At 75.5% G+C, this 22,318-nt stretch carries 22 protein-coding genes; 9 read left to right on the top strand and 13 right to left on the bottom strand.

Annotated elements, in window-relative coordinates; all coding sequences use genetic code 11:
• Positions 1-95 precede the first annotated feature (95 nt).
• Complete coding sequence (locus J1792_RS26000; RefSeq protein ID WP_207248323.1) at positions 96-668, top strand: helix-turn-helix domain-containing protein; 573 nt, start codon at positions 96-98, stop codon at positions 666-668.
• A 4-nt stretch (positions 669-672) separates the two neighbouring features.
• Here the strand turns inward: J1792_RS26000 and J1792_RS25995 are convergent, their stop codons facing one another.
• Entirely contained in the window at positions 673-1,167 is a 495-nt protein-coding gene (locus tag J1792_RS25995; RefSeq protein WP_086571638.1) for a GNAT family N-acetyltransferase, read from the bottom strand.
• 49 nt (positions 1,168-1,216) lie between these two features.
• Positions 1,217-1,624, bottom strand: a complete 408-nt coding sequence (locus tag J1792_RS25990) for a CoA-binding protein (protein WP_086571636.1) — start codon at positions 1,622-1,624, stop codon at positions 1,217-1,219.
• Between the two features lie 64 nt (positions 1,625-1,688).
• On the opposite strand from J1792_RS25990, the gene J1792_RS25985 reads away from it, so the two are divergent.
• The 4 genes from J1792_RS25985 (at position 1,689) to J1792_RS25970 (ending at position 7,688) form a co-directional block, all read left to right on the top strand.
• Complete coding sequence (locus J1792_RS25985) at positions 1,689-2,312, top strand: YigZ family protein (RefSeq protein ID WP_207248322.1); 624 nt, start codon at positions 1,689-1,691, stop codon at positions 2,310-2,312.
• A 150-nt stretch (positions 2,313-2,462) separates the two neighbouring features.
• Positions 2,463-3,173 (top strand): class I SAM-dependent methyltransferase, encoded by a 711-nt coding sequence (locus tag J1792_RS25980; protein ID WP_207248321.1) that lies wholly within the window; start codon positions 2,463-2,465, stop codon positions 3,171-3,173.
• A gap of 235 nt (positions 3,174-3,408) precedes the next feature.
• Complete coding sequence (locus J1792_RS25975) at positions 3,409-4,575, top strand: exonuclease SbcCD subunit D (protein ID WP_207248320.1); 1,167 nt, start codon at positions 3,409-3,411, stop codon at positions 4,573-4,575.
• A complete protein-coding gene (locus tag J1792_RS25970; RefSeq protein ID WP_207248319.1) occupies positions 4,572-7,688 on the top strand; it encodes an AAA family ATPase in 3,117 nt (1,038 codons plus the stop codon). The genes J1792_RS25975 and J1792_RS25970 overlap by 4 nt, the downstream gene beginning before the upstream one ends.
• On the opposite strand, the gene J1792_RS25965 is transcribed toward J1792_RS25970, so the two are convergent.
• Positions 7,636-8,124: an Lrp/AsnC family transcriptional regulator gene (locus tag J1792_RS25965; protein WP_207248318.1), complete on the bottom strand. Its 489-nt coding sequence runs from the start codon at positions 8,122-8,124 to the stop codon at positions 7,636-7,638. The two genes, J1792_RS25970 and J1792_RS25965, sit on opposite strands and share 53 nt — an antisense overlap.
• A 99-nt stretch (positions 8,125-8,223) precedes the next feature.
• Between J1792_RS25965 and J1792_RS25960 the strand changes: the two genes are divergently transcribed.
• The gene (locus tag J1792_RS25960) at positions 8,224-8,706 is read left to right on the top strand and encodes a rhodanese-like domain-containing protein (protein WP_207248472.1); all 483 of its coding nucleotides are present in this window, start codon (positions 8,224-8,226) and stop codon (positions 8,704-8,706) included.
• A 27-nt stretch (positions 8,707-8,733) separates the two neighbouring features.
• Here J1792_RS25960 and J1792_RS25955 read toward each other — a convergent pair whose 3' ends face one another.
• The 6 genes from J1792_RS25955 to J1792_RS25930 all read right to left on the bottom strand — a co-directional run bounded on the left by J1792_RS25955 (position 8,734) and on the right by J1792_RS25930 (position 16,080).
• Entirely contained in the window at positions 8,734-9,600 is an 867-nt protein-coding gene (locus tag J1792_RS25955; protein WP_086574615.1) for an ATP-grasp domain-containing protein, read from the bottom strand.
• Between the two features lie 35 nt (positions 9,601-9,635).
• Positions 9,636-11,321: a DUF885 domain-containing protein gene (locus J1792_RS25950; protein WP_207248317.1), complete on the bottom strand. Its 1,686-nt coding sequence runs from the start codon at positions 11,319-11,321 to the stop codon at positions 9,636-9,638.
• Between the two features lie 48 nt (positions 11,322-11,369).
• Positions 11,370-12,779, bottom strand: a complete 1,410-nt coding sequence (locus J1792_RS25945; protein WP_086574611.1) for a GNAT family N-acetyltransferase — start codon at positions 12,777-12,779, stop codon at positions 11,370-11,372.
• 106 nt (positions 12,780-12,885) lie between these two features.
• On the bottom strand, positions 12,886-14,250 hold the full coding sequence (locus J1792_RS25940) for a dihydrolipoyl dehydrogenase family protein (RefSeq protein ID WP_086574609.1): 1,365 nt from the start codon (positions 14,248-14,250) through the stop codon (positions 12,886-12,888).
• Between the two features lie 60 nt (positions 14,251-14,310).
• The gene (locus tag J1792_RS25935; RefSeq protein ID WP_086574607.1) at positions 14,311-15,195 is read right to left on the bottom strand and encodes an alpha/beta fold hydrolase; all 885 of its coding nucleotides are present in this window, start codon (positions 15,193-15,195) and stop codon (positions 14,311-14,313) included.
• A gap of 126 nt (positions 15,196-15,321) precedes the next feature.
• Entirely contained in the window at positions 15,322-16,080 is a 759-nt protein-coding gene (locus tag J1792_RS25930; RefSeq protein WP_086574605.1) for an SDR family oxidoreductase, read from the bottom strand.
• A gap of 196 nt (positions 16,081-16,276) precedes the next feature.
• Here J1792_RS25930 and J1792_RS25925 point away from each other — a divergent pair, with 196 nt between their 5' ends.
• Positions 16,277-17,026, top strand: a complete 750-nt coding sequence (locus J1792_RS25925) for a GntR family transcriptional regulator (protein WP_086574603.1) — start codon at positions 16,277-16,279, stop codon at positions 17,024-17,026.
• Between the two features lie 7 nt (positions 17,027-17,033).
• On the opposite strand, the gene J1792_RS25920 is transcribed toward J1792_RS25925, so the two are convergent.
• The 3 genes from J1792_RS25920 to J1792_RS25910 all read right to left on the bottom strand — a co-directional run bounded on the left by J1792_RS25920 (position 17,034) and on the right by J1792_RS25910 (position 20,186).
• Positions 17,034-18,203 (bottom strand): ROK family protein, encoded by a 1,170-nt coding sequence (locus tag J1792_RS25920; RefSeq protein WP_086574601.1) that lies wholly within the window; start codon positions 18,201-18,203, stop codon positions 17,034-17,036.
• 80 nt (positions 18,204-18,283) lie between these two features.
• A complete protein-coding gene (locus J1792_RS25915; RefSeq protein ID WP_207248316.1) occupies positions 18,284-18,934 on the bottom strand; it encodes a response regulator in 651 nt (216 codons plus the stop codon).
• 4 nt (positions 18,935-18,938) lie between these two features.
• Positions 18,939-20,186, bottom strand: a complete 1,248-nt coding sequence (locus J1792_RS25910) for a sensor histidine kinase (protein WP_207248315.1) — start codon at positions 20,184-20,186, stop codon at positions 18,939-18,941.
• Between the two features lie 108 nt (positions 20,187-20,294).
• On the opposite strand from J1792_RS25910, the gene J1792_RS25905 reads away from it, so the two are divergent.
• On the top strand, positions 20,295-21,029 hold the full coding sequence (locus J1792_RS25905) for an ABC transporter ATP-binding protein (RefSeq protein WP_086568302.1): 735 nt from the start codon (positions 20,295-20,297) through the stop codon (positions 21,027-21,029).
• 14 nt (positions 21,030-21,043) lie between these two features.
• Positions 21,044-21,775 (top strand): ABC transporter permease, encoded by a 732-nt coding sequence (locus tag J1792_RS25900; protein ID WP_307843098.1) that lies wholly within the window; start codon positions 21,044-21,046, stop codon positions 21,773-21,775.
• On the opposite strand, the gene mug is transcribed toward J1792_RS25900, so the two are convergent.
• The gene (mug, locus tag J1792_RS25895; protein WP_086568299.1) at positions 21,776-22,318 is read right to left on the bottom strand and encodes a G/U mismatch-specific DNA glycosylase; all 543 of its coding nucleotides are present in this window, start codon (positions 22,316-22,318) and stop codon (positions 21,776-21,778) included.

Raw genomic sequence — 22,318 nt, 5'->3', positions numbered from 1 at the left:
GCAGTACAGTGTGGTGGCCGGTGGAGTCCACGCCACCGTAGTACACCCTGCTCGACCATCACCAATAATATTTTGGACTGGACGGATCGATTCACGTGACGGACCTCGACCAGCTCACGCAGTCGCTCGCCCGCAACCTCAAGCGCTGGCGCGGGGAGCGCCACTTCACCCTCGACGCCCTCGCGGCCCGCTCGGGTGTCAGCCGCGGCATGATCATCCAGATCGAGCAGGCCCGTACGAACCCCAGCGTCGGCACCACGGTCAAGCTCGCCGACGCCCTGGGCGTCAGCATCACCACCCTCCTCGACTACGAGCAGGGCTCGCACGTCCGGCTCGTACCCCAGGAACAGGTGGTGCGCATGTGGTCCACCGAGGCCGGCAGCCACACCTCGCTGCTCGTCGGCACCGATGTGCGCGGCCCGCTCGAGCTGTGGGAGTGGCGCATCATGCCCGGCGACGACAGCACCTCCGACCCCCACCCGGCGGGCACCGTGGAGATGCTGACCGTACGGTCCGGGCAGCTGACGCTCGTCGTCGACGGCGAGGAGCACCAGGTCCCGGCGGGCACCTCCGCGACGTTCGAGGCCAACGCCCCGCACGCCTACCGCAACGACGGCACCGAGCCCGTCGAGATGACGATGGTCGTGGCCGTCCCGCCCGCCGGCTGACCGCTCAGGCGGGCCGGGCCCGCCCGGACACGTCGAGGGAGAGCGCCATCGAGTGCTCGGCGAACCCCAGGCTCCGGTAGAGGCGTTCGGCGTCCGGCGTGGCGTGGAGGTCGACGCGGGTGACCCCCTGCTCGGCGAACCAGTCCAGCAGGGCCTCGGTCGTCGCGCGGGCCAGCCCGCGCCCGCGGTAGCGCGCGTCGGTGCACACCGTGAAGACGAACCCGAACCGCCCGGTGGGGTGCCCCGGAGCGGGCAGCCGCTCCTCGACGCGCCCCACCGCACAGGCGGCCAGATGGTGCCCGCCCGCCTCCGCCGCCCCGTCCACGACGAAACCGCCGAGCCCCGGCCCGTCCGCCGCCAGCTGCCGCCGGGCGATCTCCACGGCGTCGCGCTCCCATGCGCCGGGGGAGTCCCGGCCGTCCATGTCGGCGAACATCAGCCTGCGCAGCCGCACGATCTCGGCGGCGTCCTCGGGCCGGGCCCGGCGTGTCGTGATCATGAACCGACGCTAACGCACGGCCCGCCGGGTCCACTTCGCCCCCCGGTGCTCAGCGCAGGCGGGGGATCTCGATCGCCGGGCAGCGGTCCATGACCATCAGCAGGCCCGCGTCGCGGGTGCGTGCGTACGCGTCCTCGTCGATCACGCCCAGCTGGAACCAGACCGCCTTCGCGCCGATGCCGGCCGCCTCGTCGGCGACCGCGCCGGCGAGCTCGGAGCGCACGAAGACGTCCACGACGTCGACGGGGAAGGGAATCTCGGCGAGCGAGGCGTACCCCTGCTCGCCGTGCACCGTCTCGGCCTTGGGATGCACCGGCACGACGCGCTTGCCGTACCGCTGCAGGACCGCGGCCACGCCGTGGGCCGGGCGGCGCTCGTTGGACGACAGACCGACCACGGCCCAGGTGTCGCCGGTCCCCTCGATGATCTTCCGGATGATCCCCGGTTCTGCGTACATGCCCGCTCAACGACCCGCCCGGCCCGACCATTCCCAAGATCCGGAGAGGATCTAGGCTGGCGGGATGCAGGAGTACCGGACGGTCGCGCGCGAGGGCGTGCACGAGATCGAGATCAACAAGTCGCGCTTCATCTGCGCGCTCGCACCGGCCGCGACCGAGGAGGAGGCGCAGGCCTTCATCGCGCGCATCCGCAAGGAGCACCCGACCGCCCGGCACCACTGCTGGGCCTACGTCATCGGCGCCGAGGGCTCCGTGCAGAAGGCGAGCGACGACGGCGAGCCGGGCGGCACGGCGGGCGTCCCCATGCTGCAGATGCTGCTCCGGCGCGACATGCGCTACGTCGTCGCCGTCGTCACCCGCTACTTCGGCGGCGTCAAGCTCGGCGCGGGCGGCCTCATCCGGGCGTACGGAGGAGCGGTCGGCGAGGCCCTCGACACCGTGGAGACGGTGACCCGCCGGCGCTTCCGGCTGGTGACCGTCACCGTCGACCACCAGCGGGCGGGCAAGCTGGAGAACGACCTGCGGGCCACCGGGCGGGCGGTGCGCGAGGTGAGCTACGGCGAGGGCGTACGGATCGAGGTCGGCCTGCCCGAGGCGGACCTGGCAGCGTTCCGCTCCTGGCTGGCCGACGCCACAGCCGGCACAGCGGTCCTCGAGCTCGGTGGCGAGGCCTACGGGGACGCCTGACCGGACCCCTCCGGGCGGGGGCGCCCGCGGGGCGGCCTCACTCGTGCCCAGCCGGCCAGCCGGCCTACGCTACCCCCCTGCTTCCGTACGGGGAGAGCGCCGTCCGCGGGCCGACGGTGCGGGCCCGCGCGGCCCCTAGGTTTCATGGTCATGGATCTCAAGCAAGCCAACTCCAGGTCCCCGCAGCCGACTTCGGCGCCATGGCCGGCCTTCCTGCGCGAGGCGGCCCGCACCTTCCGCACCACCGGCGCCGTCGCGCCGAGCAGCAGGCGGCTCGCCGAGCGGCTGGCCGCGCCGCTCGCCGCCACGGGCGGACCGCGCCGGCCCCTCGCGGTGCTGGAGGCGGGCGCCGGGACCGGACCGGTGACGCGGGTGCTGGCCGGGGCCGTCGGCCCCGCCGACCGGCTCGACGTGGTCGAGATCAACCCCCGCTTCGTCGAGATCCTGCACGGCGCGCTGCGCACCGACCCCGCCCTGTCGGCCGCCGCCGACCGGATCCGGATCATCCCCGAGTCGATCACCGAGATGCGCGTCGACCACGGCTACGACGTCATCGTCTCCTGCCTGCCCTTCACCAACTTCGAGCCCGAGCAGGTCCGCACGATCCTGGACCGCTATCTGTCCGTCCTCGTCCCCGGCGGGCACCTGACCTTCTTCGCCTACCTGGGCACCCACGCCACCCGATCGCTGGTCGGCGGCCGCGGGGAGGCCGCCCGGCACCGCGAGGTGACGGACCTGCTGGAGGACTTCACCCGCCGCCACGCCGGGCGCGCCAGCGTCGTGTGGCGCAACCTGCCGCCCGCCCGGGTCTGGCACCTGCGCGTCCCCCGGCACGCCGCCCGGGCGGCGGACGCCGCCTGACGCCCGGCCCGGTCGCGGATCGGCGGATCGGCGGATTCGCGGAAAAGAGTGAGATCGAGACGGCCGGCGGGTGCCTCGATCAGGTGGTCGTCCGGGTCCGGCCGCTCACGGCCCGGCCGCCCGCCGTGAGCGGTAACCCACGACCCCGCCCCGCCGGCGGATGCGAAACTAGGGACGACGGGTCATCGCTGAACAGGGTGCGGAGGAACGAAACCATGCGGGTCGGAGTCGCCCTGTGAGGCTGCTGCACACCTCGGACTGGCACCTGGGACGGTCCTTCCACCGCGTGAGCCTCCTGCGGGCCCAGCGCGACTTCCTCGACCACCTCGTGCGGACCGTGCGCGAGCACGCCGTCGACGCCGTGCTCGTCGCCGGGGACGTCTACGACCGCGCCGTGCCGCCGCTCGCCGCCGTCGAGCTCTTCGACCAGGCGCTGCACCGCCTCGCGGAGCTCGGCGTGCCCACCGTCATGATCTCCGGCAACCACGACTCGGCCCGCCGCCTCGGCGTCGGCGCCGGGCTCATCGAGCGGGCCGGCATCCACCTGCGCACCGACCCGGCCGCCTGCGGCACCCCCGTGATCCTCGCCGACGACCACGGCGACGTCGCCCTCTACGGCCTGCCCTACCTGGAGCCCGCCCTGGTCCGCGACGAGCTCGCGGCCGAGCGGGCCGGCCACACCGCCGTCCTGGAGGCCGCCATGGAGCGGGTACGGGCCGACCTCGCCGCCCGGCCCGCCGGGACGCGGTCCGTCGTCCTCGCCCACGCCTTCGTCGCCGGCGGCGCCGCCAGCGACAGCGAGCGCGACATCACCGTCGGCGGCGTCGCCGCCGTCCCCGCCGACGTCTTCCGGGGCGTGGACTACACAGCCCTCGGCCACCTCCACGGCAGCCAGGCCATCACCGACCGGATCCGCTACTCCGGCTCCCCCCTCGCGTACTCCTTCTCCGAGGCCGACCACCGCAAGACCATGTGGCTCGTCGACCTCGACGGCGTCGGCACGGTGACCGCCGAGCGGATCGACTGCCCCGTCCCGCGCCCCCTCGCCCGTATCCGCGGCCGCCTCGACGACCTGCTCCGCGACCCCGGCCTCGAGCGCCACGAGGACGCCTGGGTGGAGGCCACCCTCACCGACGCCGTGCGCCCCGACGAGCCGATGGCCCGCCTCGCCCGCCGTTTCCCGCACACCCTCAGCCTCGTCTTCGAACCCGACCGCGCCCCCGAGGACCCCCTCGCCTCCTACGCCCAGCGGCTCAGCGGCCGCACCGACCGGCAGATCGCCGAGGACTTCGTGGCCCACGTCCGCGGCGGCCTGGGCCCCGACGAGGGCGAGCGCACCGTGCTGACCGCCGCACTGGACTCCGTACGCCTGGCCGACGTCACCGGCGAGGTGGCCCGGTGAGGCTCCACCGGCTCGAGATCACCGCCTTCGGCCCCTTCGGCGGCACCCAGCGCATCGACTTCGACGACCTGTCCGCCGCCGGGCTCTTCCTGCTGCACGGCCCCACCGGCGCCGGCAAGACCTCCGTCCTCGACGCGGTCTGCTACGCCCTCTACGGCGGGGTCCCCGGCTCCCGCCAGGGCGCCGGCCTGACCCTGCGCAGCGACCACGCCGACGCCGGCACGCCCACCGAGGTCGTCCTGGAACTCACCGTCGGCGGCCGCCGCCTGGAGATCACCCGGCGGCCCGAGCAGCTGCGCCCCAAGAAGCGCGGCACCGGCTTCACCCGCGAGAAGGCCTACGGCGCCCTGCGCGAGCGGGCCGCCGGTGAGGAGTGGAAGGCCCTCAGCCGCTCGCTCCAGGAGATCGGCGAGGAGATCACCCAGCTGCTCGGCATGAGCCGCGAGCAGTTCTGCCAGGTCGTCCTGCTGCCCCAGGGCGAGTTCGCCCGCTTCCTGCGTGCCGAGGACGCCGCCCGCGCGGGGCTGCTGGGCCGCCTCTTCGACACCGGACGCTTCGCCGCCGTCGAGGACCGCCTCGCCGAGCTGCGCCGCGCGGCCGAGGCACGGGTCCGCGCGGGCGACGAGCGCCTGCTGGCCCTCGGCCACCGGATGCGGCAGGCCGCGGGCGACGCCTCCCTGCCCGAGATGGGCACCCCCGCCCCCGCCACCGCGTCGGCCGGCACCGGCCGCGCCACACCCCCGGCGCCGCGCGGGACCGGACGGACGCGGCGGGCCTCCGTGCCCGCCCCCCGCGCCGGCGAGCCGCCGCTCGCGCCCGGCGACCCGGGGCTGGCCGAGGCCGTGCTGGAGTGGGCGGCCCTGGCCCGTACGAACGCCCGCGAGCGGCGGGACGTCGCCGGGGTGGCCCTGCGCGCCGCCGAGCGCGAACACCGCGCCGCACAGGCACGGGCCGACGAGGCCCGGGAGCTGGACCGGCTGCAGCGGCGGCACGCCGAGGCCCTGCGGCGTGCCGAGGCGCTCGAGGAGCGGCGCGCCGAACGCGACGCCCTGCGCGAGCGGCTGGAGCGGGCCCACGCCGCCGAGGACGTCGCGCCCGCGCTCGCGCTGCGCGCCCGGGCCGAGGAGGAGCACGCGGCCGCCGCCGCGGCCGAACGGCAGGCCCGCGCCCTGCTGCCCGCCGGCCACCACGAGGCCGGCGCCGAACAGCTCGCCGCCCTCGAGCGCGCGCTGCGCGAGGAGCTCGGCTCGCTGGCCGCCGCCCGGCGCGCCGAGGAACGGGCCGAGGAGATCGTCGCCGAGACCGCGCGCCTGGAGCGGGCGGCCGCCGCCGACGAGGACGTCCTGGCCGACGCCGCCGAATGGCTCGCGTCCTGGGAGACCGCCCGCGGCGCCCACCAGCGGCGCGTCGACGAGGCCCAGGAGGCCCTCGGCCGGGCCGAGCAGCTCGGCGGCCGGCTCGAGACCGAGCGCAGGCGGCTCGACGCCGCCCGCCGCCGCGACCGCCTCGTCCACGAGGCCGCCGCCGCCGAGGCCCGGCTGCGCGACGCCCGCGACGAGGCCGCCGCCGCCCGTGAACACTGGCTGGACCTCAAGGACCGCAGGCTGCGCGGCATCGCCGCCGAACTGGCCGCCGGCCTCGCCGCCGGCGCCCCGTGCGCCGTGTGCGGCGCCACCGAACACCCCGCCCCGGCCCGTGCGGGTGCCGGCCAGGTGGACCGCGGGGCCGAGGAGGCCGCCCTGGCGGCGAGCCGGCGCGCCGAGGAGGCGCGCGAGGAGGCCGCCCGGGTGCTGCGGCCGCTGGGCGAGGCCCTCGCCGTGGCCACCGCCGACGCCGGCGAGGCCACCGCCGCCGAACTCGCCGCCCTCGTCGAGGACCTGGAGCGCGCCCACGCCGAGGCCCGCCGTGCCGGCGCGGCCCTGCACACCGCCCGCCAGGCGCTCCACAGCGCCGAAGGGGAGTACGAGCGCCGGCGCTCCGGGCAGGAGGAGGCCCGGCTGCGCATCGCCGCCCACGCGACCCGCAGGGAGGGGCTCGAGCGGGAGCTGGCCGCCCTGGAACGGGAGGTGACGCAGGCGCGCGGCGGTTCGGAGTCCGTCGCCCGGCGCGCCGCTCTGCTGCAGGAGCGGCTCGGCCGCCTCGCCGCCGCCGCGGCCGCCGCGCGGGAGGCCGACCGCACGGCCGACCGCCGCAAGGAGGCCGACGCCCATCTCGCCGACGCCGCCTACCGCGCCGGCTTCGACACCCCGCGCCTGGCCGCGGAGGCCCTGCTGAACGCCGCCGCGCGGCACGAGCTGCGGCAGCGGCTCGAGCGGTGGGAGCGCGAGGAGCTGGCCGTCGCGGCGGAGCTGGCCGACGAGAGCGCGCTGGCGGCCGCCCGACGCCCGCCGGCCGACCCGGACGGCGCGCTGGCGGATGTCTCCGAGGCGACCCGGGCGCTGCGGCAGGCGTCCGCCGAGGACGCCGCCGCCCGTACCCGCTGCGACGAGCTGGACCGGCTCTCCGCCGAGGCCCTCTCCGACGCTCGCGCGCTCGCCCCGCTGCGCGCGGAGCACCACCGGGTGGCCGAGCTGGCCTCGCTCGCCGCGGGCACCTCCGCGCGCAACGAACGCAAGATGCGCCTGGAGTCCTACGTCCTGGCCGCCCGGCTCGAGCAGGTGGCGGCGGCCGCGACCGCGCGCCTGCGGCGGATGTCCTCCGGGCGCTACACCCTCGTCCACTCCGACGCCAGGACCGGCGGCCGCGGCCGCTCCGGCCTGGGGCTGCACGTCGTCGACGCCTGGACGGGCAGCGAGCGCGACACCGCGACGCTCTCCGGCGGCGAGACGTTCTTCGCGTCGCTGGCGCTCGCGCTCGGCCTCGCCGACGTGGTCACCGAGGAGGCGGGAGGCGTCCGGCTGGACACGCTCTTCATCGACGAGGGCTTCGGCAGCCTCGACGAGCAGACCCTGGACGAGGTGCTGGACGTGCTGGACTCGCTGCGCGAGCGCGACCGCACGGTCGGCATCGTCAGCCACGTCGCCGATCTCCGGCAGCGCGTCCCGGCTCAGCTGCAGGTGGTCAAGGAGCGGTCGGGTTCGGTCGTGCGGCATCGGACGGCGGCCGGGAGCTGAGCGCACGGCGGGGGAGCGGCGAGGAGTAGACGACGCTCGTGGTCACCGAGCCCAGCCCGCCGATGCGCCCCGCCACCTCCTCGAGATGGCGCATCGACCGGGCCGCGACCTTGATCACGAAGCAGTCGTCGCCGGTGACGTGGTGCGCCTCGAGGATCTCGGGCGTGGTGTCCAGGAGATCGTGGAAAGGTTTGTAGTTCCCGTTCGGGTAGCGCAGGCGGACGAACGCGAGCACCGGCATGCCGAGCCGGTCGGCGTCCACCACGGCGGTGTACCCGCTGATGACGCCGGCCTCCTCCAGGCGCCGGACGCGCTCGGTGACGGCGCTGGAGGACATGTTCACGGTGCGCGCCAACTCGGCGTAGCCCGCGCGGCCGTTGCTCTGGAGGGCGTCGAGGATACGCCAGTCGGTGGCGTCGGGGGAATAGCCGGTCATGTGCGATGTCTAGCAGTGGAATCCCCGGATCATCAAGGGTTTTGCCGGGGATTGATCGTTCCGTTGGATGATCATGCACCGTAGTTTTTCCGCCATGACATCGCGCACGGCCCCCACGCCGCCCCCAGCCCCGTCCTCGCCGTCCCGCCCGCCGACCCCGCGGACGCCGCGTCCTACTTCGCCGCCCGCCTCGCCTTCCACACCGACGTCGCCGACGTCCACGCCGCGCTGACCGCGGGCGCCGCGGACTTCACGGTCGTCGACTCGCGCTCCACCCAGGCCTGGGACCAGGGCCACGTCCCCGGCGCCGTCCACCTCCCGACCGCGCAGATCCCGCGGCTGGCCGCAGAGGTCCTCGACCCGGCGGTCCCGGTCGTCGTGTACTGCTGGGGCCCCGGCTGCGACGGCGCCACCCGCGCCGCCCTCGCCCTGGCCCGGCTCGGCTACCGCGTCAAGGAGATGCTCGGCGGCATCGAGTACTGGATCCGCGAGGGGTACGAGGTCGAGACCTGGGAGGGCAGCCGCCGGCTCGCACCGGACCCCCTGACGGCGCCGGTCGACGGCGGCGACTGCGGCTGCTGACCGGGGCCGCCACCGGCCGGCCTCCCCCTATCGGACCCCGGCCAGGGCGGACAGCAGCGGCTCCGGACCGGTCCCGCGCGGCAGGTCGCTGACCTGGCCGTCCCCCACCTCCACCACCCGCCACACCCCGTCCTCGCGCAGGGCGAGATCGGTGGTGACGAAGCGGCAGCCCAGGGCCGCGACCAGGGGCGCCACGGCGTCGAGCACGGGCTCGGGACGCAGGTCGGGACGGTCCGGGTGGGCCGTGGTGAGGACGGGGCGCCCGTCCACCCACCACACACGGGCCTCGCCCGCCTCCGTGAAGCGCTCGAAGGCCCGCACCACGACACCGCCCGCGAGGAAGACCTCCTGCAGTGCGACGAACCGGGCCACCACCGAGGCCAGCCGGTCCGTGTCGGCGAGGTCCGGGACGTAACACGCCTCGTGCCACTCGTGCTTGCGGGACTTCACGAAGTCCTTCACGATCGCGGGGCCGCCCCCGAGCGGGGCCGTGAGGACCGAGAGCTCCCGGGGGCCCGGGGCCTCGCCCGGCGCGGCCGGAAGCCAGACGCTCGCCGGAGTGACGGGGGTGAACGTGGCGTACCAGCCGGGCAGTTCGTGCGCGCGGCGGTAGTCCTCCGGCGAGGTCAGCAGGGTGACCCCGCGGGCGGCGAGCGCTTCCGCCAGCTCGGCGTACCGCCCGGAGGGCACCATCCAGCCCCGGTACCACGCGGCGCCCGCCTCGCGCGGCACGCCGACGACGGCGGCGGTCGCGTCGCCGGAGAGCAGCGCGTCGTGGTCGATCAGAGCGGTGCGCAGCCCCGACGCGCGGGCGGCGAGCACCTCGTCGGCGAAGTGCGGATCCGCCCGCCGGGGCCGGAGCGGATCGGCGCAGAAGATGATCACCGGTGCCATGCCCGGCACCCTAACCGGCTCCCTCACCGCCGCTCTTACAGGGCCGACAACTCGACGACCAGGTCGTCCAGGCCCAGGGAGCCCTGGGAGAGGGCCGCCATGTGCCAGGCCTTGGCGTCGAAGGCGTCGCCGTGGGCCGCGCGGGCCGCCTCGCGGCCGGTCAGCCAGGCGCGTTCGCCGAGCTTGTAGCCGATGGCCTGGGCCGGCATGCCGAGGTAGCGGACCAGCTCGCTGTCGGCGAACTCCGCCGGACGGCCGCTGTGCATCCCGAAGAACTCCCGCGCCAGCTCCGGCGTCCAGCGCTCGCCCGGGTGGAAGGGGGAGTGGCCGGGGATCTCCAGCTCCAGGTGCATCCCGAGGTCGACGATCACGCGCGTCGCACGCATGATCTGGGCGTCGAGGTAGCCCAGGCGCCGCTCGGGGTCGGTGAGGAAGCCCAGTTCGTCCATGAGGCGCTCCGCGTACAGCGCCCACCCCTCGCAGTTGGCGTCGACCATGCCGAGCGTGGCCTGGTAGCGGGAGAGGCGGTCGGCGACGTGCGTCCACTGGGCGAGCTGGAGGTGATGGCCGGGCACGCCCTCGTGGTACCAGGTGGACACCAGGTCGTACACGGGGAAGCGGGTCCGGCCCATCGTGGGCAGCCAGGTGCGGCCGGGGCGGGAGAAGTCCTCCGAGGGCTGGCTGTAGTAGGGGGCCGCGGCGCCGCCGGGAGGGGCGATGCGGGACTCGACGCGGCGGACCCGCTCGGCGAGTTCGAAGTGGGTGCCGTCCAGGGCCTCGATCGCCTCGTCCATCAGCTCCTGCAGCCAGACGCGGACCTCCTCGACGCCCTCGACGTGGGTGCCGTGCGCATCGAGATGGGCCAGCGCCTCCCACGGCGTCCGGGCGCCCGGCAGGATCCTCTCCGCCTCGACCCGCATCTCGCCCAGGATCCGGTGGAACTCCGACCAGCCGTAGGCGTAGGCCTCGTCGAGGTCGAGGTCGGTGCCGTTCCAGTAGCGCGACCAGCGGGCGTAGCGCTCGCGGCCCACCACGTCGGGCGCGCCCTCGACGGCGGGCGCGTAGACGTCGCGCAGCCAGTCGCGCAGCGCGGCCAGGCCGCCCGTGGCGACGCCGGCCGCCTTGTCCAGCTCCGTGCGCAGCTCTTCGGGCCCGGAGGCGGTGAAGTCGCCGAACCAGCCGGTGCCGGTGCCGATCCACTCGTTCAGCTGCCCAAGGACCGTGGTGACCTGGAGCGGACCGCCCTTCAGGCCGCGGGCGAGGCCCTCGGCGAGCGCGGCGCGGTAGCTCTCGAGCGCGGCCGGCACCGCGTGCAGCCGTTCGGCGATCGCCGACCAGTCCGCGGGGGTGTCCGCGGGCATCAGGGTGAAGACCTCGCGCACCGCGTGCAGCGGCGAGTGGAGGTTGCTGACCGTGCGCAGGTGCTCGCCCGCCTCGTGCACGGCGAGTTGGGCCGTCAGCCGCTCGCGCAGCAGGCGGGCGCAGCGGCGCTCGGCGTCCGTGTCGGCGCCCGGCCGGCCCTCGGCCTCGGTGAGCCGCCGCAGCGTCGTGCGGGCCAGTTCGGCGACGGCGTCCATGCCGGCCGGCGAGAAGTCGGGCAGGCGGCGCGCGGACTCCGGCACCCCCAGGTAGGTGCCGGTGATCGGGTCGAGTTCGGTGTACGCGCTCACATGGGCGTCGGCGACCTGGCGGGGCAGAGGGGCGCTCGTGGTGTTGGGCATGCGCACATCCTCGTACGGACGGGCGGCGGCGTCACCGCATTTGTGGCGTCACCGCCTGTGCCGCGCCACCGTGCTGTGCCGGTCGGCCGCCGGGCGCACGGGGGTGAGCCGGGCGGTGATGACGAGGGTTCCCTCCTCGATCTGGTAGTCCAGCGGCAGGCCGAGGGCGCGCATGGCCGCGACCATGGGGGTGTTGGAGGCGGTGGTGACGGCGTAGACGCTCTCGCAGTCCGCCTCGCGGGCCATGGCCACCAGGCGGCCGAGCAGTTCCCGGCCGACGCCCCGCCGCTGCCAGTCGTCCTCGACGAGCAGCGCGACCTCGGTCTCGTCGCCGTCCCACAGCAGATGGCCCAGCGCCACCAGCCGGCCGGAGGCGGTGTGGGCGGTGAGCGTACGGCCGAAGCGCGGGCTCAGCAGGTGGCGCAGATAGCGGTCGGCGTCGGCGACGGGGCCGTGGTAGCGGCGCGAGAGGGTGGCCGGGGAGCAGCGTTCGTGCATCGCGATCGCGGCGCCGAGGTCGGCGGCGTCGGCGCGGCGGACGGTGATCTCGTTGCCCTCCGGAAGCGTCAGGACGTCGCTGCGCGGCGGTACGCGCGGGCCGAGGCGGGCGTCGAGCTCGACCAGGGCGCGGGCGCGGGCGAACTCGGTGGGGGTGAACGGCAGATACGGGCGCTCGATGGTGACCGACCCGCCCGAGGGGTCGCGCAGCCGCATCACCGTCCCCTCCCACGCGCCGTCCTCGGGTACGGGCTCGGCGGCCGGGCCGCCGCCCCGCGCCGGCCGCTTCGGTATCGAGCGGATCGTGCAGCGGCCGAGCAACTGGCGCAGGGCGAGGGGCAGTTCGGCGGCGTCCAGCGCGGTGCGGGTGGCCAGGGCCAGCACCCGGGTCGGGGCGTCGACGAGGTCGTGGGCGTCGGCGCGCTCCAGCCAGGTCTCGCGGCCGCCCCCGCCGGCGGCCGCCCCGGCCAGGTCGGTGGCGGCCAGCGCCGCCGGGGCGCGCAGCAGGAGCTCGTCGACGGTGCCGTCGGCCAGCGGGTGGGTCTGCAGGGACAGTATGTCGACGCGCAGGCCGGCCAGCGCCTGGCACAGGGCGGCCAGGCTGCCCGGCTCGTCGCGGACGGTCGTGCGCATCCGCCACAGCGCCGTGCCGCCCTCCCCGGGCTCCGGGGAGCCGGCCGGCGGCGCCGTGGTGCCCGTATCGGACGGCGCCTCGGGCACGCCGGCGGGCGGTGGCGCGTGGCCCCGGCGCCGCGACCACCAGACGTGGAAGCCGGCCGTGGCCAGCAGCGCGGCCGCCGAGGCGACCAGCAGGACGGGGCCGTGGGGGCCGTGCACGACCGTGCCGGCCACCGAGTCCGCGGCCGCGACCGCCGTGAACACAGCGGCCAGTTCCGCCAGGTCCCGGCGCCAGTGGTGGCGGTTCCGGGGGGAGCTCTTCGCGAGGGTCTCGTCGGTCATGACACCACCCTGGCCGAGCGGTGTTGCGTGATCACGAACTCCCTGTGTCCCGCAAGTAAAGGACCATTGCGCCCGACGTCGGATGATTCAGGACAACCCGCGCGGCTCAGTCGCGGCGCAGATCGCGCAGCGCGTCCTCCACGCCCCGGTGGAACGTCGGGTAGGCGTAGATCATGTGCCGTAGTTCCTCGACGGGCACCCGCGCCTGGATCGCCACCGCCAGCCCGTACATCACCTCGCCGCCCGTCGGGCCGGCCGTGGTGGCGCCGACGAGCACGCCCTGGTCGGCGTCCTCGACCAGCTTGACCAGGCCCTCGTTGCCGGCCTTGTGGATCCAGCCGCGCGTCGAGGACGGCACCTGGGACAGGCCCGTGCGCACCGTGAGGCCCTTCTCGCGGGCCTGCTTCTCGGTCAGGCCCACCGCGCCGACCTCCGGGTCGGTGAAGGTCACGCGCGGCAGGGCGCGGTAGTCGGCGTCCGGGCCGCCCTCGCCGAGGATCGCCCGGATGGCGATGTCCGCCTCGTACATCGCCACGTGGGTGAAGGCGCCGTGCCCGGTCACATCGCCCACGCCCCACAGCCCGGGCGCCGCCAGCAGCTGCCCGTCGGTCCTCAGCCACCGTGCCGTGGGGTCCAGGCCGACGGTGTCCAGGCCCAGCGTGGACAGGTCGGCCCGGCGGCCCGTGGCCACGAGCAGCCGGTCGCCGGTCAGCTCCTCGCCGTCCTCGAGCACCAGCGTGAACGCGTCGCCGCCGTGCCGCACCCGGGACGCCCGCGCGCCGGTGCGCAGCGTCAGCCCCTCGGCGCGCAGCACCTCGGCCACCAGCGCCCCCGCCTCGGGCTCCTCCATCGGGATCAGGCCGTCCAGGGCCTCCACCACGGTCACGCGGGTGCCGAAGCGGGCGTGGACCTGGGCCAGTTCCAGGCCGATCGAGCCCCCGCCGAGCACCAGCAGCGAGCGCGGATTCTCCTTCGCGGCGATCGCGTCCCGGTTCGTCCAGTACGGCACCTCGTCCAGCCCCGGCACCGGCGGGATCTGCGGCCGGGTGCCGGTGGCGATCACGATCCCGCGCCGGGCCGCGAAGACCTGGCCGTCCACCTCGACCCGGCCCGGGCCGGCCAGCCGGCCGCGCCCGCGCACCAGCCGGCCGCCCTTGCCGGTGAAGCGGTCGGCGGCGACGCGGTCGTCCCAGTCGTCGGTGGCCTCGTCGCGCACGCGCGCGGCCACCGGCGCCCAGTCGGGGGAGACGCTCGCGGAGCCCGCGATGCCGGGCACGCGCCGGGCCTCGGCCAGCAGGTTCCCGGCGCGGATCATCATCTTGCTCGGCACGCAGCCCCAGTACGGGCACTCGCCGCCGACCAGTTCGGCCTCCACACCCACCACGTCCAGGCCGGTGCCGGCCAGCTCGCCGGCCACATGCTCCCCGCCCGGACCCATTCCGATGACGACGACGTCCACCTGCTCGGTCACGGCACGCACCCTCTCCCGCGTCGGCTCCGGGTGCCACCATCGCACCGCGCCGGGGGAGCGTCACCGTCCGACGCGCCCCGCCGCCCCGGCTTCAGCCGCTCGGCGCGAGGCGCCGGGGCGCGAGGTGTCGAGGATGACGCGGGCGACCAGCGCCGGGTCGTCGTTCATGGGCACGTGCCCGCAGCCGGGCAGCCGTACGAGCCGGGCGCCGGGAATGACGCGCTTGGCCCGGACGCCCTGGCGGTGCAGGAGGATCCGGTCCTTGGTGCCCCAGGCGACGGTGACGGGCAGGTCCGGCAGGTCGTGGGTGAACAGGCCGGCGGTTCTTCCGGCGGCGAGGGTGGCCTCGAAGCCGGTGGCCTCGCGCAGCGCCCGGGTCTCGGCGACGACGGCGTCGGGGGAACGGCGGCCGGGGCGGGCGTAGATGGTGCTGGTCAGCGCCGCCCGGCCGACGGCCGAGCGGGCCAGACGGGTCACGGCCCCGTCCGGCAGGCGCAGCGCCCCGTGGCGTATGCCCAGCAGCATGCCGAAGGCGTAGCGGCGCTCGGCCTCGGTCCAGAATCCGGCGGGGGCGAGCGCGGTGACGGACCGTACGAGCTTCTCGTGCCCCAGCTGCAGGGCGATCAGCCCGCCCAGGGAGTTGCCGGCGACGTGCGGCCGCTCCAGGCCCAGGGTCTCGAAGAGGGCGCGCAGGACCGGGACCACGCCGGCCAGGTCGTAGGTGACGCCGGCGGGCAGCCCGGGGGAGCGGCCGAACCCGGGCAGGTCGACGGCGATCACGTCACGCTCGGCGGCGAGGATGCCCACCACCGGATCCCAGACCTGCAGGTGGTGGCCGATGCCGTGCAGCAGCACCAGCGGCTCACCGCCGCCGACGCGTTCGTAGACCACCTCGGCCGTGTGCTGCCCGGCGGGGTCGATGGGAAAGGAGAGCGTCTCGGCCATGGGAGCTCCTCGTCATCCGTGGGGGCGACGTACCGAGACAGGATGTCAGCAACGGTTACCGCTGGGTAGACCTCACGCGGCGCGGGCGGCCCCGCGATGCCGCGACCGCCCCCGCGGCGCCGGCCGTCACAGGCCTCCGGCCACCCGCAGCACGGCACCGCTGGTGTACGACGCCTCCGGCGACAGCAGCCACGCCACCGCCCCCGCGACCTCCTCGGGCTCGCCCGGGCGGCCCATCGGCACCCGCTCGGCATTGCGCCACGGCCGCTGGGCGTCGCCCATCGCGGCGTGGATATCGGTCACGATCATCCCGGGCTGTACCGAATTGACCCGGACGCCCTCCAGGGCGAGCTCCTTGGACAACCCCATGGTCATCGCGTCCACGGCGGCCTTGCTCGCCGCGTAGTGCACGTACTCGCCGGGGCTGCCCAGCGTCGCGGCGCCGGACGAGATGTTCACGATGGCGCCGCCGCGTCCGCCGTGCCGCGTGGACATCTCCAGGGCCGCGCGCCGGGCGCAGATCAGCGCGCCCGTCACATTGACGTCGACGACGCGGCGTATCCGCTCCACCGGGGTCTCGGTGAACCGGCCCAACAGCCCGGTGATCCCGGCGTTGTTGACCAGCCCGGTCACCGGCCCCAGCTGCTCCTTGACGGTGTCGAAGAAGGCGTCGACCAGGCTCTCGTCGCTGGTGTCCACCTGGGCCACCACGCACGCCACGCCCTCGGCCCGCACCGCGGCCGCCGTCTTCTCGGCGGCCTCGCGGGCGTGTTCGTAGCCGATGCCCACGCTGTGCCCGTCCCGGGCCAGCCGCAGCGCGACCGCCGCGCCGATGCCCCTGCCGCCCCCGGTGACCACCGTGACCGGGCCCTCCGTACGCTCCACCGCCGCGCTCCCCACCGTTGCCGAACCGTTCTCACCGGCGATCCGCCGATGATCCGTCACCGTACCCGAGGTCACAGGAGGTGGCGGCGGCGGAGGTCATTGGTCTTGACCAAGTCGGCAGGCCGTCCTATGGTCGCAGGCATACTGCAACAACCTTTAATAAAGAAGCGCGCGAAAAGCTTTGCGGAGGATCAGGGTGGGGACCACGCGGCTGGAATCGGTACCGGAACCGAAGTACTGGCACCTGAAGACCGTTCTGAGCGATGCGCTCGACTCCGAGTTCTCCGTGGGCCAGATCCTGCCCAACGAACGTGAGCTCGCCGCCCGTTTCGGCGTCGCGCGGGCCACGCTCCGCCAGGCCCTCGAGCAGCTGGAGCTCGAGGGGCGCCTGCAGCGCCGCCGGGGCGTGGGCACCACCGTCGCCCCGCCCCGCATGGGCGTGGCCGTCGCCGACGCCGGGCACGCCTGGCCCGGCACCGCCGCCGACGCCTGGCAGTCCCTCGACAGCACCGAGGAGGCCCCGCCCGCGGCGGTCGCCCACCTGCTGGAGACCGCCCCCGACGAGCCGGTGCACACCGTGCGCCGGCACCGCAGGACCCACGGCCAGCCCGTCGCCGCGGAGTCGCTGTACGTACCCGCCGGGAGCGTCCCGGGCCTCGCCGCCATCGACGCCCCCGCCGGCCAGGCCCGTGCCCGCGCCGTGCTGCGCGAGCTGCAGCGCCTGCGCCTGGAGGGCCAGGACCGGTCCGTGGAGCTCGGCTCGGCCCGCGCCGACGACGCCAAGCAGCTCGACCGGCTGCCCGGCGCCCCCGTGCTCGTCGTGACCACCCGCTACGTCGCCGACGGCCGCACCGCCGCCGTCGCCGTGGCCACCTACCGGGCCGACACCTGCCGGCTCACCTTCGCCGACCCGGCCGGGGCGGACGTCGAGCTCCTCGCCGTCTGACCGGCCGTCACACCCCCGACCGGCGCCGGGCCGTCACGGTGCCCTCGACCGCGAAGAGCTGTTCCTCCACGTGGTCGAGGGCCAGCCGCAGCGCGCCCGTCGCTACTGCCGCCTCGCCCAGCAGGGACTGCTCCACCCGCGGCGGCCGGAGGCAGTAGCGGGCCAGCTCCCGGCGCAGCGGCTCCAGCACGCCGGCCGGACCGGCCGCCCAGCCGCCCACCACGACCAGCTCGGGGTCGAGCGCCAGCACCAGCGCCGCCACGTCGTGCACCAGCCGGCGCAGATACCGTTCCACGGCGGCCCTGGCCCCCGCGTCCCCCTGCCCGGCCAGCGTGAACACCCGTGCCACCTGCGCCTCGTCCAGCGGGTGCAGCGGCTCCCCGGTGGTCGACAGCACCTCCTCCGGCGTGGCCTCCCGGCCCAGCAGGTGCAGCGCGCCGATCTCCCCGGCCGCGCCCCCGAACCCGCGGTGCAGCCGCCCGCCGATCAGCGAGCCGGCCCCCGGGCTCAGCCCCGCCAGCACGAAGACCATGTCGTCCGAGCCGACGGCCGCGCCCTTCCAGTGCTCCGCCACCGCCGCGGCGTTCGCGTCGTTCTCCACCAGCACCGGGCACCGGAAGGAGCGGCGCAGCCGCTCGCCGAGCGGCAGCCCCGTCCACTGCGGGAGCGCCGTGCCCAGCCGGATGGTCCCGTCCGCCTCCACGATGCCGGGGCTGGCCACCCCCACGGCGCGCAGCGAGGCGCGCGCCACCCCCGACCGCTTGAGCAGGTCGGCGACGGCGACCCGCACCTGGTCCAGCCGTTCGTCGGCGGACGCGGTCTCGGAGACCTCCACGTGCGCGGAGCCCCGCACCCGCCCGCCCAGGTCCGCCAGCAGCGCGGCGATGCGGTGCGGGCCGATCTCGATGCCCAGCAGATGCCCGGCCTCCACCCGGAACCGGAAGCGCCGGGCCGGCCGTCCCTGACGGCGGGCGGCGTTCTCGTCGACCGCCGCCTCCACGACGAGGCCCGTGTCCATCAGGCCCTCGACCACGCCCTCGACGGTCGGCCGGGACAGCCCCGTCACATTGACCAGGTCGGTGAGCGTGGGCGCCTCGGCGGCACGCAACGCGTGCAGGACCACGGCCGAATTGATCCGCCGCAGCAGAGACGGATCCCCGCCGGTGAGCCGCCCCAACGTGCCGCCTCCTCGCTTTGCGTGCCCTTTGCCCGCACGGATCGTATCCGGTGCCGCGAGGCCCGGCGAGCCTTGGGACCTCACCCGGGCGTGACGAACCCCGACTCGTACGCGGCGATCACCGCCTGCGTCCGGTCCCGCGCCCCCAGCTTCGCCAGCACGGCGCTGACGTGCGACTTCACCGTCTCGGTGCCCAGCCGCAGGCTGCGGGCGATCTCCGGGTTGGACATCCCACGGGTCATCAGCCGCAGCACGTCCGCCTCGCGCGGGGTCAGCGCCGCCCGCTCCATCGCCGCGCGGGCGCGCTCGTTGCCGCGCGAGGCCGCGAGCCGGCGCAGCGCGGCCGGGAAGAGCAGCGAGTCCCCGGCGGCCACCGTGCGGAGCGCTTGGACGATCTCCGCCGGGGCGGCGCGCTTGAGGAGGAAGCCGTCGGCGCCCGCGCGCAGCGCGTCGTAGACGTACTCGTCGTTCTCGAACGTCGTCACGACCAGGATCTTCGGCGGCTCGGTCACCGTGCGCAGCACGACCCGGGTCGCCTCGATGCCGTCCAGCAGCGGCATCCGCACGTCCATCGCCACCACGTCGGGGCGCAGCCGCCGGACCAGCGGCAGGACGGCCGCGCCGTCCGACGCCTCGCCCGTCACCTCGATGTCGGGCTGGGCTTCGAGGATGGCGCGCAGCCCGGCGCGCACGAGGGGTTCGTCGTCGACGAGAAGAACGGTTATCGGCACCGGGTCACCCTAGATCGTCCAGTGGGAGCAGCACCCGCACCCGCCAGGCGCCCTCGTGCACGCCGGTCTCGGCGTGGCCGCCGAGCAGCGCGGCGCGCTCGCGGATGCCGCGCAGGCCGCTGCCGCTGCCGCTCCCGCCGCCGGCGCCGGCGGCCGGCCGGTCGGGGGCGTCCAGCGGATTGCGGACGTCCAGCGGATTGCGGACGTCCAGCTCCAGTGCGGCCGCGCCGACCGCTATCCGTACGAAGACGTCGACGGGCCCCGCGTGGCGCACCACGTTGGTGAGCGCCTCCTGCACGATGCGGTAGCCCTCCCGTGAGACGGGCCCCGGCACCGTCTCCAGCGCACCCGTCACCTCCGCCGTGACCCGCGCGCCCGAGCCGCGGGCGGCGGCCAGCAACCGCTCGGCGTCCGTCAGCGAGGGGCGCTCGGCAAGCGGCTGGGCGTCCTCCCGCAGCACCCTCAGCACCCGCTCGAGGTCCTCCAGGGCGTGCCGCCCGGTCTCCTCGATCGCGGCCAGCGCCTGCCGGGTGAACTCCGGCGAGCCGGCCGCCCGCGCGGCGCCCGCCTGGACCACGGCCACGGTCAGGGCGTGCCCCACCGAGTCGTGCAACTCGCGGGCGATCCGGTTGTGTTCCAGCAGCCGCTCGGTGCGCTCCTCCAGCGCGGCCAGCCGCGCGGCCGCCGACGGGCCGAGCAGCGCGCGGGCGGCACGGGCCAGCAGCGCGCCGGCCGCGACGACGAACGCCGCGAACAGCGCGAGGACCGCAGGGGCGAGCGGCGCGTACCACCACTGGGGCCCGAAGAGCGTCCCCGTCACCGGGACGCGCAGCGGCCGGTCCCCGTCGGCCGAGCGCAGCAGGCGGACCACCAGCGTGGGCACATGCACGCTCAAGCAGGCCGTCACCACGCCCAGTTCGTAGCGCAGTACCAGCCACAGGGCGGTGCGCCGGCGGTCCTCCCAGGAGGCCGACGGCGCCGGGACGACGTCCGGCTTCTCCTCGTCCCGCCGCCGGGGGAACAGCAGCAACTGGGCCTGCGTCCCCTCCGACAGCCGCACGCCGGGCAGCACGGCGAGCACGGCCAGGAGCGGCAGGGGCGCCACCAGGAGCCAGGCCGAGGCCGGGGTCTCCAGCCGGCCGAGGCCGGGGAGGACGAACGCGAACACCGTGGCCAGGACCGTCGCCATGACCAGGTGCAGCCAGCGGGTGTACGTGACCGCGCGGGTCACCGGACGCAGCGAATCGATCATGAGGCCATTCTCCCGGCCCCGCCCGCCCCGGTTCCTCCCCCACGTGGGGGAGGAGCAGCCCACCCGTGGGGGATCAGCGGCCCGTGCCCCCGGCGGCAGCCTGGAGCCATGACCTCGATCGACATCCGCGAACTCACCAAGGCCTACGGTCCGGTGCGCGCCCTGGACCGGCTCACGGTCACCGTCCGCCCCGGCAGGGTCACCGGCTTCCTCGGCCCCAACGGCGCGGGGAAGTCCACCACCATGCGCCTCGTCCTCGGCCTGGACCGGCCGACCTCCGGCACGGCCCTGGTCGGCGGCCGGCCGTACACCTCCTTCGCCGAGCCGCTGCGGCACGTCGGCGCCGTGCTCGACGCGGCCGCCGCCCACCCGGCGCGGACCGCCCGCGACCACCTGCTCACCCTGGCCCTGAGCAACCGCATCCCGGCCCGCAGGGTCGACGAGGTGCTTCAGGAGACCGGGCTGGCGGGCGCCGCCCGGCGCCGCGTCCGCACCTTCTCGCTCGGCATGCGGCAGCGCCTGGGCCTGGCCACCGCGCTGCTGGGCGACCCGCCCGTGCTGATGCTCGACGAGCCCACCAACGGCCTCGACCCCGAGGGCATCGTGCACCTGCGCCGCCTGACGCGCCGCCTGGCCGACGAGGGACGCACCGTCCTGATCTCCAGCCACCTCATGAGCGAGATCGCGCTGACGGCCGACCACCTCGTCGTCCTCGGCCGCGGCCGGCTGCTCGCCGACGCGCCCGTCAAGGACTTCATCGGCGAGGACGCCTCCCTGGAGGAGGCCTACTTCCGCCTCACCGCCGACTCCGCCGAATACACCACCCGGGAAGGCCGCTCCTGATGATGCTCACCCCCGTGCTCTGCTCCGAATGGACCAAGATCCGGTCCGTGCGGTCGCTGCTCGTCACCCTGTCCGCCGTGTTCGTCGCGACCGTCGGCGTCACCGTGCTGGTGCACGCCATGGTCGGCAGGGCCGAGGCCGACAACGCGGACTTCGAGCCGGTCTACGGCTCCTATTTCGGCCTCAACTTCGGCCACATCGCCGCCGTCTGCTTCGGCGTCATGGCGACGGCGGGGGAGTACGGCGCCGGCGGCCAGATCCGGCTGTCGCTCGCCGCCGTGCCGCGCCGCGGGCTGTTCTTCGGGGGCAAGATGGCGGTGCTGGCCGCCCTCGCGCTGCCGGTGGGCCTGGCGACCGGCTTCGGCTGCTTCCTGGGGGCGCAGGCGTTCCTCGGCGAGTACGGCGTGGGCCTGGGTACCCCCGGCGCGCTGCGGTCGGCGGTCGGCTGCGGCCTCTACCTCACCCTGCTCACCCTGTTCTCGGCGGGCGTGGCGGCGGTCGTCCGCAGCCAGGTCGGGGCGCTGTCCCTGCTCACACCGTTCATCTTCCTGATCTCCCCGATCCTGTACGGCGTCTCCGGCATCGGCGACGTGGTGGCCTTCCTCCCGGACCGGGCCGGCCAGCAGATCCTCCACCCGCACCCCGAGGGCGTGCTCGGGGCCTGGGACGGGATGGGCGTGATGGCGCTGTGGACGGCACTGGCCATGGGCGCCGGCTGGTGGACGCTGCGCCGCCGTGACGCGTGATCAGTCGTCTGCGTCGGCCGCGGCGCGCAGCCGGGCGAACTCCTCCGCCATCCTCGGCAGCGTCCACTGGGCGTTGAGGCCGCTGGGGTTGGGCAGGGCCCAGATCCGGGTGCCGCCGAGGGTCCGCTCCTGCGGGCCGATCCCGGCCCGCTTGTCGCCGAAGGCGGTCCGGTAGGCGGTCACCCCGGCCACCGCCAGCCACTTCGGCCGCAGCAGCTCCACCTTCGCGGCGAGCAGCCGCCCGCCCTCGCGGAACTCCGCCGGGCCGAGCTCGTCGGCCCGCGCGGTGGCCCGCGCCACCACGTTGGTGATCCCCAGCCCGTACTCCAGCAGCTCCTCCTGCTCGGCGGGGAGCAGTAGGCGCGGCGTGAAGCCGGAGGCGTGCAGGACGGGCCAGAAGCGGTTGCCGGGGCGGGCGAAGTGGTGGCCGGTGGCCGCCGACATCAGCCCGGGGTTGATGCCGCAGAACAGGACACGCAGACCGCCCGCGACCACATCGGGGACGAGGCGGTCGCGGGCGGCTTCGAGCTCTTGGGGAGTCAT

Source organism: Streptomyces triculaminicus (assembly GCF_017349075.1).
GTDB classification, from domain to species: domain Bacteria; phylum Actinomycetota; class Actinomycetes; order Streptomycetales; family Streptomycetaceae; genus Streptomyces; species Streptomyces triculaminicus.
The sequence above is the reverse complement of the archived record's forward strand: the minus strand, read 5'-3'. Positions and strand labels throughout refer to the sequence as shown.

Bases quoted from the DNA above. Each gene is read 5' to 3' on its own strand.
- J1792_RS25995 (WP_086571638.1), bottom strand. From the start codon at position 1,167: ATGATCACGACACGCCGGGCCCGGCCCGAGGACGCCGCCGAGATCGTG.
- J1792_RS25990 (WP_086571636.1), bottom strand. From the start codon at position 1,624: ATGTACGCAGAACCGGGGATCATCCGGAAGATCATCGAGGGGACCGGC.
- J1792_RS25985 (WP_207248322.1), top strand. From the start codon at position 1,689: ATGCAGGAGTACCGGACGGTCGCGCGCGAGGGCGTGCACGAGATCGAG.
- J1792_RS25980 (WP_207248321.1), top strand. From the start codon at position 2,463: ATGGATCTCAAGCAAGCCAACTCCAGGTCCCCGCAGCCGACTTCGGCG.
- J1792_RS25965 (WP_207248318.1), bottom strand. From the start codon at position 8,124: ATGACCGGCTATTCCCCCGACGCCACCGACTGGCGTATCCTCGACGCC.
- J1792_RS25955 (WP_086574615.1), bottom strand. From the start codon at position 9,600: ATGGCACCGGTGATCATCTTCTGCGCCGATCCGCTCCGGCCCCGGCGG.
- J1792_RS25950 (WP_207248317.1), bottom strand. From the start codon at position 11,321: ATGCCCAACACCACGAGCGCCCCTCTGCCCCGCCAGGTCGCCGACGCC.
- J1792_RS25945 (WP_086574611.1), bottom strand. From the start codon at position 12,779: ATGACCGACGAGACCCTCGCGAAGAGCTCCCCCCGGAACCGCCACCAC.
- J1792_RS25935 (WP_086574607.1), bottom strand. From the start codon at position 15,195: ATGGCCGAGACGCTCTCCTTTCCCATCGACCCCGCCGGGCAGCACACG.
- J1792_RS25910 (WP_207248315.1), bottom strand. From the start codon at position 20,186: ATGATCGATTCGCTGCGTCCGGTGACCCGCGCGGTCACGTACACCCGC.
- J1792_RS25905 (WP_086568302.1), top strand. From the start codon at position 20,295: ATGACCTCGATCGACATCCGCGAACTCACCAAGGCCTACGGTCCGGTG.
- mug (WP_086568299.1), bottom strand. From the start codon at position 22,318: ATGACTCCCCAAGAGCTCGAAGCCGCCCGCGACCGCCTCGTCCCCGAT.